This is a genomic window from Silvimonas sp. (genome assembly GCF_031291215.1).
Lineage (GTDB): Bacteria > Pseudomonadota > Gammaproteobacteria > Burkholderiales > Chitinibacteraceae > Silvimonas > Silvimonas soli.
Window position 1 is genome coordinate 254,251 of the sequence record NZ_JARLJK010000054.1, and the last position, 16,579, is coordinate 270,829.

12 protein-coding genes are annotated in these 16,579 nt (G+C 58.4%); 4 read left to right on the forward strand and 8 right to left on the reverse strand.

Features of this window, described 5'->3' with window-relative positions:
- Positions 1-19: 19 nt before the first annotated feature.
- Positions 20-1,015, forward strand: coding sequence for a biotin synthase BioB (gene bioB, locus P4L78_RS02750; RefSeq protein ID WP_283148642.1), 996 nt, complete (start codon positions 20-22; stop codon positions 1,013-1,015).
- Between the two features lie 179 nt (positions 1,016-1,194).
- On the forward strand, positions 1,195-1,494 hold the full coding sequence (locus P4L78_RS02755; RefSeq protein WP_283148643.1) for a DUF2325 domain-containing protein: 300 nt from the start codon (positions 1,195-1,197) through the stop codon (positions 1,492-1,494).
- 182 nt (positions 1,495-1,676) lie between these two features.
- Here the strand turns inward: P4L78_RS02755 and P4L78_RS02760 are convergent, their stop codons facing one another.
- A complete protein-coding gene (locus P4L78_RS02760) occupies positions 1,677-2,333 on the reverse strand; it encodes a LysE family translocator (RefSeq protein WP_283148644.1) in 657 nt (218 codons plus the stop codon).
- A gap of 263 nt (positions 2,334-2,596) precedes the next feature.
- Between P4L78_RS02760 and P4L78_RS02765 the strand changes: the two genes are divergently transcribed.
- On the forward strand, positions 2,597-3,577 hold the full coding sequence (locus P4L78_RS02765; RefSeq protein WP_309326866.1) for an aldo/keto reductase: 981 nt from the start codon (positions 2,597-2,599) through the stop codon (positions 3,575-3,577).
- 144 nt (positions 3,578-3,721) lie between these two features.
- On the opposite strand, the gene P4L78_RS02770 is transcribed toward P4L78_RS02765, so the two are convergent.
- Positions 3,722-4,957, reverse strand: a complete 1,236-nt coding sequence (locus P4L78_RS02770) for an MFS transporter (RefSeq protein ID WP_309326868.1) — start codon at positions 4,955-4,957, stop codon at positions 3,722-3,724.
- Positions 4,958-5,058: 101 nt separating this feature from the next.
- Between P4L78_RS02770 and P4L78_RS02775 the strand changes: the two genes are divergently transcribed.
- A complete protein-coding gene (locus P4L78_RS02775; RefSeq protein ID WP_283148647.1) occupies positions 5,059-5,946 on the forward strand; it encodes a LysR family transcriptional regulator in 888 nt (295 codons plus the stop codon).
- Positions 5,947-5,958: 12 nt separating this feature from the next.
- Here P4L78_RS02775 and P4L78_RS02780 read toward each other — a convergent pair whose 3' ends face one another.
- The 6 genes from P4L78_RS02780 to P4L78_RS02805 all read right to left on the reverse strand — a co-directional run bounded on the left by P4L78_RS02780 (position 5,959) and on the right by P4L78_RS02805 (position 16,387).
- Positions 5,959-7,164 carry a hypothetical protein gene (locus tag P4L78_RS02780; protein ID WP_309326871.1) on the reverse strand — a complete coding sequence of 402 codons (1,206 nt, stop codon included), beginning with the start codon at positions 7,162-7,164 and terminating at the stop codon, positions 5,959-5,961.
- A 225-nt stretch (positions 7,165-7,389) separates the two neighbouring features.
- Positions 7,390-8,718 carry a glycosyl hydrolase family 18 protein gene (locus P4L78_RS02785; RefSeq protein WP_309326873.1) on the reverse strand — a complete coding sequence of 443 codons (1,329 nt, stop codon included), beginning with the start codon at positions 8,716-8,718 and terminating at the stop codon, positions 7,390-7,392.
- A 555-nt stretch (positions 8,719-9,273) separates the two neighbouring features.
- A complete protein-coding gene (locus P4L78_RS02790) occupies positions 9,274-10,851 on the reverse strand; it encodes a carbohydrate-binding protein (RefSeq protein WP_309326875.1) in 1,578 nt (525 codons plus the stop codon).
- Positions 10,852-11,093: 242 nt separating this feature from the next.
- Positions 11,094-12,149: an alkane 1-monooxygenase gene (locus P4L78_RS02795; RefSeq protein ID WP_309326877.1), complete on the reverse strand. Its 1,056-nt coding sequence runs from the start codon at positions 12,147-12,149 to the stop codon at positions 11,094-11,096.
- Positions 12,150-12,361: 212 nt separating this feature from the next.
- Entirely contained in the window at positions 12,362-13,252 is an 891-nt protein-coding gene (locus tag P4L78_RS02800; protein ID WP_309326879.1) for an SMP-30/gluconolactonase/LRE family protein, read from the reverse strand.
- A gap of 945 nt (positions 13,253-14,197) precedes the next feature.
- Entirely contained in the window at positions 14,198-16,387 is a 2,190-nt protein-coding gene (locus P4L78_RS02805) for a YgiQ family radical SAM protein (protein ID WP_309326880.1), read from the reverse strand.
- Between the last annotated feature and the right edge of the window lie 192 nt (positions 16,388-16,579).

Genomic DNA, 16,579 nt, shown 5'->3' on the forward strand with positions numbered 1-16,579 from the left:
CTCCATGCTAGGTAAAGCCATGAATAACCCTTCTGCGCTGGCACAACCGGTCACCTTCAAACGGCTTGATCCACATCCAGCAAGCAACACCTGGGATGTAGCGGCGGTACAAGCACTGTTCGATCTGCCTTTTAACGACCTCTTGTTCCGCGCGCAGCAAGTGCATCGCGAGCACTTTGATGCGAACCGCGTGCAACTCTCCACGCTGCTATCGGTAAAGACCGGCGGCTGTAGCGAGGACTGTGGTTACTGTCCGCAAGCCGCGCGCTATCACACGGGTGTGGATAACGAAGCGTTGATGAGCGCCGATGAAGTCATCGACGTCGCCCGCGTTGCGCGTGAAAACGGCGCCAGCCGCTTCTGTATGGGCGCAGCATGGCGCGGTCCCAAGCAGCGTGATCTGGACGAAGTAAAGAAAATGATCGCGGGTGTGAAAGCACTGGGGCTTGAAACCTGTGCCACGTTGGGCATGCTCAAGGAAGGGCAGGCCGAACAACTGCGTGATAGCGGTCTGGATTACTACAACCACAATCTGGATACCGCGCCTGAGAAATACGGCGATATCGTAAGCACCCGCCAGTATGACGACCGCCTGGACACGCTGGGCAAAGTGCGTAAAGCCGGTATTCATGTATGTACGGGCGGCATTGTCGGCATGGGCGAAACCCGCGAAGATCGCGCCGGATTGGTGGCGCAACTGGCCAATCTGGACCCGCAGCCAGAGTCGGTACCGATCAACAATCTGGTGCAAGTTGAAGGCACTCCGCTGCATGGCACAGACCCGATCGACTGGACCGAGTTTGTCCGTACCATTGCCGTGGCCCGTATCACGCTCCCAAAGAGCTACGTGCGGTTGTCCGCAGGCCGTCAGGCCATGCCCGAAGCCATGCAGGCGCTGTGTTTCATGGCGGGTGCCAATTCGATTTTCTACGGCGACAAGCTGCTGACCACTGGTAATCCAGACGTTACCCGCGATCGCCAGTTGTTTGAGAAGCTGGATATCAAGCCGCTGTGATGTGAAATCAACGGCGAGAGTAAACACAGGGCAAGCGTGGCTTGCCCCTTTTTTTATTCTTATTTGTTATAAAATTGTAGTTTAATATTCTTTATTGTTTGTTTGTGACGAGTGCTAGTCTGCCTCTACAGCCTGCAAATGCTCCGGTGCGAGCATGCAGAAAAACAGGGGATGGCTGCATGAATGCTTATCTGATCGGCGCCGACCGGCTCGGCAATATTCCGCAGTTACTGGAAAGCTACGGCATCCAGATTTCCGGTCATCTCACCGGACGCGACGCTTCGCATCAGCGCAAGCCCACCAGCACGCGTGGCGCCGATCTGATCATTCTGTTTACCGATTTCATGGGCCACAATGTGATGCGCAACTATCGGCAATTGGCCACCCAGAACAATATCCGCTTCGTGGCCTGCCGCCGTTCGGTGTGCGATTTGCGCCAATCGCTGGAGCCGATGGGATTACAGCGGCAAGCGGCTTGAGCCTCGGTCAGCCGCTAACCGTGTAGCCCGGATGGAGCATAGCGAGAATCCGGGGAGAGGTATTTGGTACGGCCAATGTTGACCGCTTGTGGATGCAGTGTTGCCCCGGATTCTCGCTGAGCTTCATTCGGGCTACAGAAATTGTTTGTCAGATACCCGTCGGCGTTAAGGCGTAACAGCCTTCACAGCAACGTCCGGTAGCCATTCACAATCACTGTCACCGCAAAATACGCAAACAGCGCGGCGGAAAACGCGTTGCAATACTGCGCCAGCTTGTGGCCGATCAGATGGCGACCTTTGCCTGCCAGCACGGCCAGAAACGCCGACCAGGCCAGCCCGCCCGCAAAGAATCCACCCAGAAATACCGCGTTCATCACTGCAGACCCATCGGTCGATTGCGCGATCACCGCGCCACCCACCGCCGCAAACCATAGCAATGAGGTCGGCGACGCCATCGCCATGCCCAAGCCGCGCAAGAACTCCACCTTGGGCGACCAGGCCATGGCTTCGGCACTGGTATCGTAATCGGGCTGTTCTTGTCGTTTGCGCGATTCCGCCCATGCCGCTGCGGCCATTTTCCACGACAACCACAGCAACAACACGCCGCCACCCAGCCATAGCACCCAGCGCACGGCGGTGAACTGGAACAGGATGGCGAGGCCGAATAATGAAAGGATGGCGTAGAAAATATCGCCAAAACAGGAACCGAGGCCGACCATGAAAGCGGGGCGTACCCCGGCGCGAATGCCGGTATTGATTAACGCCGTGTTAACGATGCCGATGTCCAGACATAGTGAAATGGACAGCAGAAAACCTTTGATCAGCACGGCGAGCATCATGGGGAGCAGCACATCTGGGTTGAGCGGGGAGGCAGCACTATAACCCGGGACTCGTTCTCATTTGAAGAAGAACCGCAGGCCCGGCACAGTAAATGCGGCCCGGCGCCACACAAAGCGACATCGCCAAAGCGATGGTGATTTTAAATGACCACTGCGCGCAGACTATGCATGTCTGGTAGCTGGATTGTGTATTTGCGCTGGACCAGTCGGTCGCTACACTAAGGACCGATTCTGCGATTTATGCATCCAACAAGGAGAACACATTGCAAACGCGTAAATTTGGTAAAACCGGCTGGTCGGTCTCGGAAATCGGCTTTGGTGCATGGGCAATCGGGGGCAGTTGGGGCGACGTGTCTGATCGCGATGCCGAAGCCGCGCTGAATGCCGCGCTGGATGAGGGCGTCACGTTCCTGGATACCGCTGACGTGTACGGTGACGGGCGCTCGGAGCGGCTGATTGCGCGGGTACTCAAGTCACGCGGGCGCGACGGCATTGTGGTGGCGACCAAAGCCGGTCGCAAAGTGAACCCGCATGTGTCGGCGGGTTACACCCCGGCGGTGCTTGAACACTACATTGATGACTCGCTGCGCAATCTGGAGGTTGATGCGCTGGATGTACTGCAACTGCATTGTCCGCCGACCGAGGTGTTTTATCGCCCGGAGATTTTCGAGGCGCTGGACAAGATGGTCGCCAAGGGCAAGCTCAAATCTTATGGCGTGTCGGTAGAGAAGGTAGAAGAAGCGCTCAAGGCGCTGGAATACCCGATCTCCAGCGTGCAGATCATTTTCAACATGTTCCGCCAACGGCCGATCGAGCACTTCTTTGCCCGCGCCAAAGCCCAGGATGTGGCGATCATCGCCCGCGTACCGCTGGCCAGTGGTTTGCTTACCGGAAAGCTCAACGCCAGCAGCACATTTGCGGCAGAAGATCACCGCCAGTTCAATCGCCATGGCGAAGCATTTGATGTGGGCGAGACGTTCTCTGGCGTCCCGTTTGAAGTGGGCTTGCAAGCAGTGGAAGCTTTGAAGGCGGTCGCTGGCAACGTGCCACTGGCCCAATTGGCGCTGCGCTGGATTCTGATGTTTGATGCGATCACCGTGGCGATTCCTGGCGCGAAGAATCAGGCCCAGGCAGCGGGTAATGCCGCGGCGGCCAGTCTGCCGCCGCTATCGGACGAACAAATGGCCGCTGTGCGCAAAATCTACGACACGTATATCAAGCCACACGTGCATCAGCGCTGGTGAACCTTGAATAGACGTTGTGGACAACGAATCTATCCCACGATGCAATGTTATGAGCAACAAACGTAGCCCGGATGAAGCGCAGCGAGAATCCGGGCTACAAAGTTCGCAGGGCGGATTTGCGCCGCACTCCACCCTAAGGTGATATTACGAGGTCACCGCCAGCGACTTGGCCGGCAAACCCCGCAAGCGCAGTGCCACGCCCAGGCTGGCCAGCACAATCACCATCAGCGCTCCGCATACCCCAGTCCATTTATCGTGCGCCCAGAACAAACCGGTGATCGACCCCACCAGGCTAGAGCCCAGGTAATAGCAGCACAGATAAAGCGATGCTGCCAAGGCCTTGGATGATCCGGCACGGCGTCCTACCCAGCTACTGGCGACGGTATGGCCGCCAAAAAAGGCAAATGTCACCATGGCGATGCCCGCGATCACCATGGGTAACCAGTCGGACATGGTCAGCAACAGCCCGGCCAGCATCAATATCTTCATGCCCCACAGCACGTGACGGCGACCAATGCGGTCGGCCAGTTTGCCAGACCACGCCGAGGCAAACGTGCCCACGATATACAGCGTAAAGATCATGCCGATGGTGCTGTCACGCAGGTTGAACGGCGCGGCTTCCAGCCGGAAGCCAATGTAGTTGTACATGCTGACAAAACAGCCCATCAGTAAGAAGCCCACGGCAAACAGCCACGGCTGACCAGCATCGCTGAACTGACTACGCACCGCATCCCACAACGCTTTACGGCCAGACGGGCTGATTGGCAGTTCGCGCGAAACAAAATGGCGCGATGCCGGCAAAAAACGCCAGAACACGAACGCCGCAATCATGCCCACGCCACCCACAAACCCCGCTGCGGCTCGCCAGGTAAAGAAGTCGGCAACCAGCGAGCTTGCCAACCGCCCACTCATGCCGCCCAGTGCGGTACCGGCGATGTACAGACCCATGGAGGCGCCCAGCGAGAGTGGGTCAATTTCTTCCGCCAGATAGGCCATGGCTACCGCCGGCAACCCGGCCAGCACCACACCGGATAACACCCGGAATACCAGCAGCGTGCCAAAGCCGGGCACTATCGCGCTGAGCATGGTGAGCACGGCGGCTACCGACATCGCCGTACACATCACCGGCTTGCGACCGAAGCGATCCGAGATAAAGCTGGCTGGTATTAATGCCAGTGCCATGCCCCCGGTCGAAATCGACAAAGCAACGCTACTGGCTGCCGGGCTGAGCCCGAACACGCGAGAGAAAAGCGGTAACAATGGCTGCACCCAATACAGCAACCAGAATGTCGAAAAACCACCTAAAAACAAAGCGATATTGGTGCGGCGGTAGGCCGGTGTGCCGGCCTTGATCAGCGGGAATGAAGCTGCGGATTGCATGGGGTTGCCTGATGGGGCGATGACTATGGCGCGATCATAGGATTGGCCTTACTGTCAGTCCAATATATATTTATGGGTGTTTTGATCTGTTTGAGATATCAATGGAGCTGAGACATCTGCGTTATTTCGTGACCGTGGCCGAAGAACTGCATTTCACCAGGGCAGCCGAGAAGCTGCATATCGGTCAGCCGCCATTGAGTCAGCAGATTCAGGCACTGGAGGCCGAACTGGGTGTTGACCTGTTCACCCGTACGCGGCGCAAAGTGGCGTTAACGCCTGCAGGGGAGCGCTTTTTGCTGCGGGCGCGAGCCATTTTGCAAGACACCGCCGATGCCGCCGCCGACGCACGTCGGGCCGCACGAGGAGAAGTCGGGCAGCTCACCATTGGCTTCACCCCTTCATTGCCATTTACCAGTTTTCTGCCGCGGCTCATTTACCGCTTTCGCCAGCGTTACCCGGACGTCACGCTCACGCTGCGCGAAATGATGACCGTGCAGCAAATCCGCGCCGTGGCGGAAGGGGGGCTGGATATCGGCATGGTGCGCTCGGGTGATGTCGAAGTGCCCGATACCGTGGCGCTACGCCACTTGCTGGATGACCCCATGCTGGTCGCGTTGCGCGACGATCACCCGCTGGCGGGGCAAAGCTCGATTTCCCTGGCGCAACTGCGTACCGAACCGTTTGTGATGTACCCGGAATCCGCTGGCACCGGCATTTATCGCCACATTGCCCGCCTGTGCCACGACGTCGGGTTTACGCCCAACGTGGTCCAGGAGGCGAGCGAGGGCACTACGCTGATCGGGCTGGTCGCCGCGGGGCTAGGGGTGAGTATTTTGCCCGCGCCGCTTTCGTGCATCCGGGTGGAAGGCGTGCAGTATTTGCCATTGGCCGATGCCGGTGCGGTTACGACCACATCGCTGGCAACGCGGGTCGACGATGCATCACCACTGGTGGCGCACTTTGTCGCGCTGCTCGATAGCGTTAACTGATGTAGCTGTTTCTCAGCTGGCGCTACCGCCCGCTGATACTGAAACCGCCACAGCGCCCACGGATGGCCCTGACCCGGCACTGGCCAGAGCATCTTTGATTGAGGCCTCGGCGCTTTGCAGGTCTTTGTTTTTGGTCTGATGCAGATGCATTTTGACCAGTGAAATCAAGTCTTGCAGGCTACGCGCTACCGCCTGCACCAGCGCAGCATCAGCGGCGCTCATATTCCCGCTGCTGCCTTTGCCGGGAATCTTGAAATTGATACTGGCACCGTTACCGGACTTGACCGCGTTGCTGGCGCTAGCCGCAGCTTTTTCGGCGGCGGCCACGGCGGCTTGGTCGCTGCTGCTGGTTTTATCCGGATCTTTGCTTTTATCTGTGTCAGTCGGCTTGGCGCCAGTGCCTGTCGCCGCAGCGTTGTCCGTGGCGGCTGCAGATGACGAAGAGGTAGAAGCATCGGCGGCAGTTGCTGCCGCACTGTCTGCCGTGGCCGAGCTCGGCGCAGCGTTCGCATCAGCAGTAGGGTCTGGCGCGGAGCCTGGGTTTGCTTCACTGCTGGCATCGGCGCTGGCGCGACTTGAGCCCTGATCTGATGATTGATCACCAGCGCCGCTGGTCCCCTTATCACCTGAGCCATCGGTCGTAGCGCCGGGTGTGGCTGCATTGGCAGACGTACTGACGTCACTACTAGCGCTACTTGCATTACTGCTTGATGTGGCCACAGGCGCCGGGGAGGCCGCTGGCGTTGTGCTGCCGTCGCTGCCACCCAGTTCGGCTGCGGCAGACTTCAGCTGTGCAGCGAGCATTTTCAGTACGCTGGCCATGGCTTTGGCCGCACGAGGATTGAGTGCAATGGCCATTCTTTTCATGGCATCTATTTGCGCTTTCAAGCGATTCAGCCGGGCTCGGGCCGCGTTTTTACGCTGATTGGTCGCGCTGGGCAGGCTGCTGAGCTTTTGCAGCCATGACGGCTGCGGTGCAGCTGATTGGCTTGACGTGGGCGCGTGATACGTCAGCGCCTGGCGCAGCGAAGTCACATCAATGGTTACTCGTGTCGACGATGGCTCATTGTTTTTCTCGTCCTGCTGCTGCTGGGCCAGCGCATTCGCGTCATCCTCTTTCTGCGCGGCATTCAGCGAATTGGCGAGCGCGATATTGCTGGCGTCCGGGCCGCCCAGCGCGGTGCGCGCAGCAGCCACAAGAGAATTGAGATTGGTCATGATGACGTGGGTGCGATTGGTTTTTATGTCTCATGTATCGGCATGTATCAAAAAAACTTAAATGTGCTGAAAGCATAAGACCCGTTACGCATCCTTTTTTCTCTCCCTCAGCCGCCGTGACCGGGCTGTCAGGCGAGGCAAAAAAAAGCACCCCGAACCAGGTTCGGAGTGCTTGGGAGGCAACCACTGCAAAAGCCCTGCCGCATGGGCGGCGGGGCTGGCTGATTACGGCAGCGCTTTCAGATGTGGCGCTACGGTATTGGCGAAGTTGTTGTTATTGCTGGCGTCCCAGTTGGTCGACCAATCCATCACTGCACGCAGACCCGGATATTTGGCCACCGGAATATATGTGCCGCAATGCGTACCTTGGGTCAGGCAATCCACCGCGTTGTTAACGATGGATGGATCAACATATCCACTGCTTGCGCCCGACGCCGAAGCAGGCAGGCCCAGACCAACCTGGCCCGGTTGCAGGTATTGCAGAACCGTATCGGCCTGCGCGGTGATGAAGTCCACCGTACCCTGGTTGTAGTTCTTGCCGTCGCGGCCTGGCATGGAGCCCGAGTTGTAGTATTGGGTGTTGACCATGGTGATGATGCTGCCCAGATCACGCGCTACCTGCAGATATAAGCCCGCACCCGGAATCCCCGCCAGCATGTCGATGGTTTGCGGCGCCATGGTGATGATCAGGTTGCTGCCCACCTTGTTATGCAATTGCGTGAGGGCGCTTTCCAGATTGGCCACATTGATGCCGTTTTCCAGATCGATATCGATCCCGTCAAAGCCGTATTGCTGGATCAGCGAATACGCAGTGTTCACAAAGTTGGTCACCGCAGTGGAATTACCCAAGGTGATGCTGCCGTTCTGGCCACCAATGGAGAGCACCACAAAACGACCTTGACTGTGCAGCGTCTGGATATCTGCAGCAAATTGCGCGTTGGTATAGCCACCGGTGACCGCTTTGGCCAGACCCGGATCAATATCAAACGAGATGCCGCCATCATTGGCAGTGTCTGCATTGGCAAAAGCCACTTCGATCACGTTGTAGGCTGTTGGGACTTGCGCCAAGGTCTGCACTGCGGCGCCATTGTCAAAGTTCTGCCAGTAACCGACCAGCACGTGCTTGGGCAAGCTGCCCGACGGGGTAGGCGCAGGCGTTGGCGTGGGTGTCGGAGCCGGTGTTGGCGTTGGAGTAGGTGTCGGCGCTGGGGTCGGCGTGGGTGTTGGGGCCGGAGTAGGCGTCGGAGTCGGCGCGGGCGTTGGGGTTGGTGTCGGAGCAGGTGTCGGGGTAGGCGTTGGCGTTGGAGTGCCACCCGTACACGCACCGTTGGAGGTCCACGGCTGACCTGTTCCGGTCACGCCATTGTTGGTGTCCGGCTCCTGGTTCTGGGTCCACCAGTTTGCGGTGTAGTTCACGCCGTTGAAGCTGGCAGTGTTACCGCCCACATACGCGGTGGCGGCATTCCAGGCTGGCGAACAAGCCGCAGAAAATGCAAATGAGCTGACGAACAGGGCAGGCAGGACAGCAAAAGCCATCCGTTTGATGTGCAACATGAAAATCTCCATCCTTAGTTGGTTTTGACTATCAACGCGGACGCTTGCTGCGTCTCTGACTCACATGGCTTTTCCTGTCCTGGGGACTGCGCCATGCGGTTGACATTGTCTTGATGCCGCTCAATATGGGCGCGCATTAACGCTATTAACCGGGAGCATTTGTCACGGCGTCAATCGGCGCAAAAGAGCCAATACAAGCGGGAAACATGAGGGTAATCAGACCACTCCTGTCGGACCTCACTTGATGACAATACGTGAAAGGCCGGAAGGCCCGCATGGCAGAACGCCTTGAGGGCGACAACGCAGAATTGGGCCAGGGCGATGATGCTTGAGCTGATAGGACCACTGCCCTGGTTGACACCGAATATCACCTTATGAGTGGCAGAAAAATCCATCCCGCCATTCACAAATACGCAACGCGCCGGTCAGTGGGCGGGGTTGGCTGAGTGGCCGGCGCAAACAAAAACACCCCGAACCAGGTTCGGGGTGTTTCATGGCTACATGACTTGCGAGTCGATCTGCCGGGCCATATTCCGGCCCAGCAAACCCGATCGCTTACGGCAGTGTTTTCAGGTGTGCCGCAACGCTGTTGCTGAAGTTATTGCCGTTGCTGGCGTCCCAGTTGGTCGACCAATCCATTACGCCACGCAGACCTGGATATTTGGCCACCGGAATATACGAGCCGCAATGCGTGCCTTGGGTCAGGCAATCCACCGCATTGTTGACCACGGATGGATCAACATAACCACTGCCTGCACCCGAAGCCGAGGCAGGCAGGCCCAGACCAACCTGGCCCGGTTGCAGGTATTGCAGCACCGTATCGGCCTGCGCGGTAATGAAGTCCACCGTACCCTGGTTGTAGTTCTTGCCGTCTCGACCTGGCATGGAACCGGAGTTGTAGTACTGGGTATTGACCATGGTGATGATGCTGCCCAAATCACGCGCCACTTGCAGATACAGACCGGCCCCCGGAATCCCCGCCAGCATGTCGATGGTTTGCGGTGCCATGGTAATGACCAGGTTCGGCCCGACCTTCGCACTCAACTGCCGCAACGCGCTTTCCATATTGGCGACGTTGATGCCGTTTTCCAGGTCGATATCGATCCCGTCAAAGCCATATTGCTGGATCAGCGAGTACGTGCTGTTCACAAAATTGGTCACAGCGGTGGCGTTACCCAAGGTAATGCTGCCGTTCTGACCGCCAACGGACAGCACCACAAAGCGGCCTTGGCCGTGCAGCGTCTGGATATCCGCTTTGAATTGCGCATCCGTATAGCCACCTGCCACGGCTTTAGCCAGACCCGGATCAATATCAAAGGTAATGCCGCCATCGTTTGCGGTATCGGCGTTGGCAAAAGCCACTTCGATCACGTTGTACGTGCTTGGCACCTGGGCCAGCGTTTGTACAGCGGCGCCGTTATCGAAGTTCTGCCAGTAGCCCACCAGCACGTGCTTGGGTAGGCTGCCCGACGGGGTTGGTGCAGGAGTTGGTGTCGGTGTTGGCGTAGGCGTAGGAGTTGGAGTCGGTGTTGGTGTTGGTGTCGGAGTTGGAGTCGGTGTTGGCGTAGGTGTCGGAACGCCGCCCGAGCAATTGCCAACAACAGTCCATGGCTGGCCGCTGCCGCTGGCGCCGGAACTGGTCGACGGATTGTTACCTTGAGTCCACCAGTTGGCCTTGTAGTTCACGCCGTTATAGCTGACCGTCGCGCCGCCGTTATAGGCGGTGGTCGATACCCAGGCGGTATAGCAGCCGCCCGATGGGGTTGGCGCGGGCGTTGGGGCCGGAGTCGGGGTAGGTGTCGGCGCCGGGGTTGGCGTTGGAGTAGGTGCTGGTGTCGGTGTCGGCGTTGGCGCTGGGGTAGGAGTCGGCGTTGGGGTGCCGCCGGTGTCTGTGCCCAGGTCTTTCCACAGGCTTGGTGTGGCCGCCGGGTTCCAGTTGGCGCCTACATAATCGGTCTGAGTGACCAGCGCCTGATAATCATGACCGCTGTAATAAACAATGGTGCCGGCGGTGTAAGTGCCACCGTCAGTCCATGTCGGGTATGCGGCAAAGGCGGAGAGTGCGGCAAAAGCGGCTGGCATTGCGGCGAGCGCAAGCTTCCCGCGTCCGCTGGCGAACAAGCGTGACTTCATGTCTTCATCCTCTATCTGGTTTTGATGTTTCTGCTTTTTATCGTGCGTGCGCCGGGAGCGCCCGCTGGTACGGATCATAGTGCAAGCATAGGGCCAGACCAATGTGCCGGAAATGGCCTTTTTGTCAGCTAATCAAGGGTTTATGCGGGTTGGCAGGCGCGTGGCGTAATCAGTTGAACGACTAGCGGCGAGATCGGGCGGACTAGCGTTCATGTTTGCCATGTTTACTTATGTATCTGCGCTTAGGTGGCGGCCAGACCTCGTTCGGTGGCCAGATTTTGGTAATGGCGATCCAGGCGTGGATGCATTACGCGATACCAAAGCGGCGGGCACAGCGCCAGCATGATCATGGTCGGATAACTGGCGGGCAACATGGGAGATTCCGCCTGATCGCCCAGCGCAGAGAACGGCACCAGCGGGCGCATGTGATGATCCGCATGCCGTTGCAGTTCAAACAGCAGCCAGTTGCTGACCAGATGATTGGTGCTCCAGCTATGCGCGGCGGTGGTTCTCTCAAAGTGGCCATCGGCAAAGCGATGTCGCACCAAGCCGTAGTGCTCGATGTAATCCACTACTTCCAGTAATGAGAAACCAATAACCGCCTGCACCACATACACCAGCAAGCCAGTGTTACCGGCTACCAGCCAGGCCAACAGCGCTAGCGTCAGCGTGCCAGCAATGTTTTGCCAGACCTCGTTCTTCCAGTGCCAGCCGGGCAACTGCAGTTTCATCAGGCGGCCCGCTTCCTGGGTCCAGGCGCCGCGCAATGTGCCGGTTACGGCCTGCCACCAGAACGCATAGTAGGGCTGGTTACGTCGCGCGGTCGCCGGGTCATAGGGCGTGGCAACCCACACATGGTGACCCCGATTATGCTCAACGCGAAAATGTCCGTATGCCGATACCCACAGCAAAATGCGCGATAAGGTGCGCAACCAGACCGAGCGACGGTGCCCCAGTTCATGCGCAGCCACAATGCCTACGCCTGCGGTCACGCCCAGTGAGAGGGTATTGCCGACCCATTCCAGATGGCTCCAGTGCGCGGACTGCATCACGCCACAGGCCAGCGTGAACAGGCACAGCGGCACGTAGCCTTGCAGAATCCAGTCGGCGGCCTGATTACCCGCGCGATTGGGCAAGCGCGGGGCACGACCGATTGCCAGATCGGCCAATGGCACCAGCACGAACGCAAACAGCGGTAGCGCAAAGCTGCCAATACCGCCGGTTTGCATACCCAACAAGGTCAGAAGAGGGAAGAGCCACGCCATTAAATAGACACAGGCGCGGGGACGAACAAGCATGAGCGCTCCGAAAAAATATTGCCGTTTTGCAAAACGATAACGGCTCCGGGCGCGCTTTACGGTGTAAGACAGCCGAACGGATAAAATGGGCGATGTCCGGCGCGGCGATCATTTGTATCGCCGTTTGTCGTCAGATGAAGTGTCCAGATTATTGAACGACCGTTTGGTTTTTCAGGATATTTTCAAATGGCATTGGCAGCCTGGCTAGTTGCTCAGACCGGGCCCAGCCAGCGGTTTTCTGGCAACCCGCGCACATCATCAAAGGTGATTTCAAAGACTGCTCCGGCCAGTGGTTGCTGCGCCAGCGCTTCGTCACTTAAACCATTGCGGGCGCTGGTCACATACAAGGTCTCCAGCGCGGCTCCGCCAAACGTGACGCAAGTGGGTTGCGCAACCGGCATATCGATAATGCGATCCACACTGCCGTCAGGCCGGTACCGCACCACGCGCTGGCCCGCCCACTGGGCATTCCAAAGACAACCTTCGGCATCCACCGTAGAGCCGTCCGGCTCAATGATGGTGTCGCCCAGATCGACAAATACGCGGTGATTACTCACGGCGCCACTGGCCGAGTCGTAATCGCTTTGCATGATCTTGTGCTGCTGCGAATCGCACCAGTACATGATCTTGCCGTCCGGGCTGAAGCAAATACTGTTGGAAATGGCGATATTGGGTAGATCCAGCCGGCTCAGCACGCCACGCGTATCAAAGCGATAAAAACTGGCCACCGCATTCGGGCTGCCTTCATGCATGGTGCCAAAAATGAAATTGCCGGCACGGTCGCAACGGCCATCATTGGTGCGGGTCTTGGGCAGGCTGGTTTCCACGCTAACCAGCCGGGTGTACTCATCCCGCGCATGGTTGAACAGCACCAGGCCGGTTTCCAGCGCCAATAACAGGATGTCCTGGTGCTGGGTCAGCGCAAAACAACCCAGACGTTGCGGCAAACTCCAGCGCTTATGCGCGCCAGTACCGGGCTTGAGCCGCCACAACTCTTTGGCATGGATATTGGTCCACCACAGAAACCCAGTCTGCTCGTCACGGATGATGCCTTCAGCAAGGTTGTATTGGCCATCAGACAGGCAGCGGACGGTGGTGCTCATATGCGGTTCCTGGGGCGGGCGATGAATGGGTGGAGGGTTAATTTACGCGAGGTTTGTGAAGGGGGGGATCAGGTGAAGACCTGTGGGATGGTTTTTTTGAGGATGGGGCGGGCGTAACCGGCCGTGTTGCGGTGCTTGGGGTTTTGGAAGCTTGGTTGTTAGTGCCTTGCGGCACGATGTGAAGGGCGTTTGATACCCGGGGGTGCCCGGGAGCACGACACCTTTCTTTGCGTCGCCAAAGAAAGGTGTCCCAAAGTCCCGCAGAGCGGGATAGCAAAAGGCGACCCGGGTGCAAGCACCTGACGGGGCCCCGAAGTCAAAAGCCGAAGCACACCATCTGTTTGTCAGAAGGGTCTGCGCGCATCCTGCGTTCCCTCGGTCGGCCGGAGCCTAAGGTCTCCGGCTCTCGGTCGGCGTGTTTAACCGCTTTGTTTGCCGGTTTTAAAAAGCAATGGCGCTGGGCGAGTCCGGGCGGCGATATCGTTGATGGCGGATGCTCGCAGTCCCTGCGGGCAAACCACAACAATGCGCTACGCCGACAGAGAGTCGGAGACCCAGGCTCCGACCGATCGAGGGAACGGCGGAGCCGCGCAGAGACGCCAAGCAGACAGTGTGTTCGTTTCGGCTTTTGACTTTGGGCCCCGTTTGCGCTTGCGCTGTCGGGTCGCCTTTTCTTTGGTTTCTTTCTTTTGGCGACGCAAAAGAAAGAAACGTGCTCCCCGGGCACCCCCGGGTATCAAACGCTTTTCACACCCGTGCCGAAGGCACTAACAAACACAACAAGGTCACCGCGCACGGGTGACGTAGCCCGGATGAAGCGAAGCGGGAATCCGGGGAAACAACGCGTCAACGAGCAACGTACGCTGGACTTGTCCCCGGCGTTCCTGGATTGCTGCGCGAATCCGCGCTACATTCCATTTGAATCTCCGCTACGCCGACATGACATTACCGCGCCCGCGCTTTCCCTTTTACCGTCCGCTTCCCTTTCCCCTGCCCTGGACCAACAATCTTCTTGGGTGTAGCCGATGCTGCTGGCCGGCGTTGCACTGGTTGCTGCAAGTTACGCGGTGGCGCCACGGCGCGCTCGCCGGGTTGCTGCGCCGGGATCAGATGCTTGGGGCTGTTGCCGATCAACTCAGCGCGGCCCATCTGGATCAGTGCTTCACGCAAAATCGGCCAGTTTTCCGGATCGTGATAACGCAGGAAAGCCTTGTGTACCTTGCGCTGTTGCGCGTCGCGGATCACCTCGACCTTCTCTGAACTACGCGCCAGTTTCTTCAACGGATTGCGGCGGGTATGCCACATGGTGGTGGCGAGCGCCATTGGCGTTGGGGTGAAGGCCTGGACCTGGTCTGGCTTGACGTTATTGGCTTTGAGCCACAGCGCCAGATTCAGCATGTCTTCGTTGGTGGTACCGGGGTGCGCGGCGATGAAGTACGGGATCAGATACTGCTTTTTGCCTGCCTGTGCCGAGTACTTGTCGAACAGCGTTTTGAATTTCTCAAACGTGCCGATGCCCGGCTTCATCATCTTCGACAACGTGCCTTCTTCGGTGTGCTCCGGTGCAATCTTCAGATAGCCGCTCACATGGTGAGTTACCAGCTCTTTGATGTATTCCGGGTTCTCCACGGCCAGGTCGTAACGCAGACCGGAACCGATGGTGATCTTTTTCACGCCCGGAATCGCCCGCGCTTTGCGATAAAGCTGGATCAGCGGGGCGTGATCGGTGTTCAGGTTTTCGCAAATGCCTGGGTACACGCAGGACAAGCGGCGACAGGATTGCTCGATCTTCGGGTCTTTACAGGCCAGCCGGTACATATTGGCGGTCGGGCCGCCCAGATCGCTGATATGGCCGGTAAAACCCTTGGTTTTATCGCGGATTTCCACGATCTCATTCAGGATCGACTCTTCCGAACGGCTCTGGATAATGCGGCCTTCGTGTTCGGTAATCGAACAGAAAGTACAGCCGCCAAAGCAGCCGCGCATGATGTTGATGGAGAAGCGGATCATCTCCCACGCGGGAATGCGCTCGCCTTCATACGACGGATGCGGATTGCGTGCGTAATGCAGGTCGTAGACGTAATCCATTTCCGGCGTGGTCAGCGGAATAGGCGGCGGGTTGAGCCACACATCGCGTTCGCCGTGCGCTTGCACCATGGCGCGCGCGTTGCCGGGGTTGGATTCCAGATGCAGCGTGCGGCTGGCGTGGGCGTACAGCACCGGGTCATAAGCGACCGCTTCGAAAGCTGGAATGCGCACCACGGTTTTCTGGCGTTCTGCTTGCTTGGCGGCCAGACGCTCTGCCTTGCTGACAATACGAATCGGCTGCGCAGCTTCGGGCGGCTTGGGTGCAGCGGCGGATTTCTCCGGCTCCATCGCGTACGGGTCCGGATGCGGATCAACGCGACCGGGTAAATCAACGGTGGATGAATCCAGCACTGACCAATCTTCAGCAGGCATCCAGCCGGAGCGCGTCATGAATGCCGTGCCACGCACATTGCGGATTTGCGCGAGGCGTTCACCGGCATTGGCGCGGTGGCTCACTTCAACCAGTGCGCGTTCGGCGTTGCCGAACAGCAGAATGTCGGCCTTGGCGTAAACCAGTGCGGACTGACGAACCTTGTCGCTCCAGTAATCGTATTGCGCAATGCGGCGCAGGCTACCTTCGATGCCGCCGGCCATGATATCCACGCCGGGATACGCTTCGCGGCAGCGTTGGCAGTAAATGGTCAGCGCGCGATCCGGGCGTTTGCCGGATTTGCCGCCCGCGGTGTACGCGTCGTCCGAGCGTGGTTTGCGATCAGCCGTGTAGCGGTTGATCATCGAATCCATATTGCCCGCTGTCACGCCAAAGTACAGCCGCGGCTTGCCCAGCGCCTTGAAGGCGTCGGCAGAGTGCCAGTCTGGCTGGCTGATGATGCCGACCCGGAACCCTTGCGCTTCCAGCAACCGCCCGATCAACGCCATGCCAAAACTGGGGTGATCGATATATGCGTCGCCCGTAATCAGGATGATGTCGCACTCGTCCCAGCCGAGCGCGTTCATTTCCGCACGACTCATCGGCAGGAATGGTGCGGGTTTGCGGGGTACGGTGCCGGCTGGCAGCGTAAAAATCGGGGTAGGGGACGAGGTCATTCGAGTCATTACTTTGGGCAATCTGGTATTTTCGCAGAAATGCGCCCGGCCAATACGAAAAAATGTTGTTTTTCATTGTGATAGCAGCCAGAAGGCGCAGGGCCGAGCGTGAGACCGCTACCGCCCGGCTGTGAGGCGGTGCGTCTTTTGTTGTGCGACGCAGCATAAAAACTAAAATAGTCAGGTGCACCA

What these genes read in the sequence shown, in the direction of transcription:
- bioB (WP_283148642.1), top strand. Translation starts at nt 20, where the DNA reads ATGAATAACCCTTCTGCGCTGGCACAACCGGTCACCTTCAAACGGCTT.
- P4L78_RS02755 (WP_283148643.1), top strand. Translation starts at nt 1,195, where the DNA reads ATGAATGCTTATCTGATCGGCGCCGACCGGCTCGGCAATATTCCGCAG.
- P4L78_RS02760 (WP_283148644.1), bottom strand. Translation starts at nt 2,333, where the DNA reads ATGATGCTCGCCGTGCTGATCAAAGGTTTTCTGCTGTCCATTTCACTA.
- P4L78_RS02770 (WP_309326868.1), bottom strand. Translation starts at nt 4,957, where the DNA reads ATGCAATCCGCAGCTTCATTCCCGCTGATCAAGGCCGGCACACCGGCC.
- P4L78_RS02775 (WP_283148647.1), top strand. Translation starts at nt 5,059, where the DNA reads ATGGAGCTGAGACATCTGCGTTATTTCGTGACCGTGGCCGAAGAACTG.
- P4L78_RS02780 (WP_309326871.1), bottom strand. Translation starts at nt 7,164, where the DNA reads ATGACCAATCTCAATTCTCTTGTGGCTGCTGCGCGCACCGCGCTGGGC.
- P4L78_RS02785 (WP_309326873.1), bottom strand. Translation starts at nt 8,718, where the DNA reads ATGTTGCACATCAAACGGATGGCTTTTGCTGTCCTGCCTGCCCTGTTC.
- P4L78_RS02790 (WP_309326875.1), bottom strand. Translation starts at nt 10,851, where the DNA reads ATGAAGTCACGCTTGTTCGCCAGCGGACGCGGGAAGCTTGCGCTCGCC.
- P4L78_RS02795 (WP_309326877.1), bottom strand. Translation starts at nt 12,149, where the DNA reads ATGCTTGTTCGTCCCCGCGCCTGTGTCTATTTAATGGCGTGGCTCTTC.
- P4L78_RS02800 (WP_309326879.1), bottom strand. Translation starts at nt 13,252, where the DNA reads ATGAGCACCACCGTCCGCTGCCTGTCTGATGGCCAATACAACCTTGCT.
- P4L78_RS02805 (WP_309326880.1), bottom strand. Translation starts at nt 16,387, where the DNA reads ATGACCTCGTCCCCTACCCCGATTTTTACGCTGCCAGCCGGCACCGTA.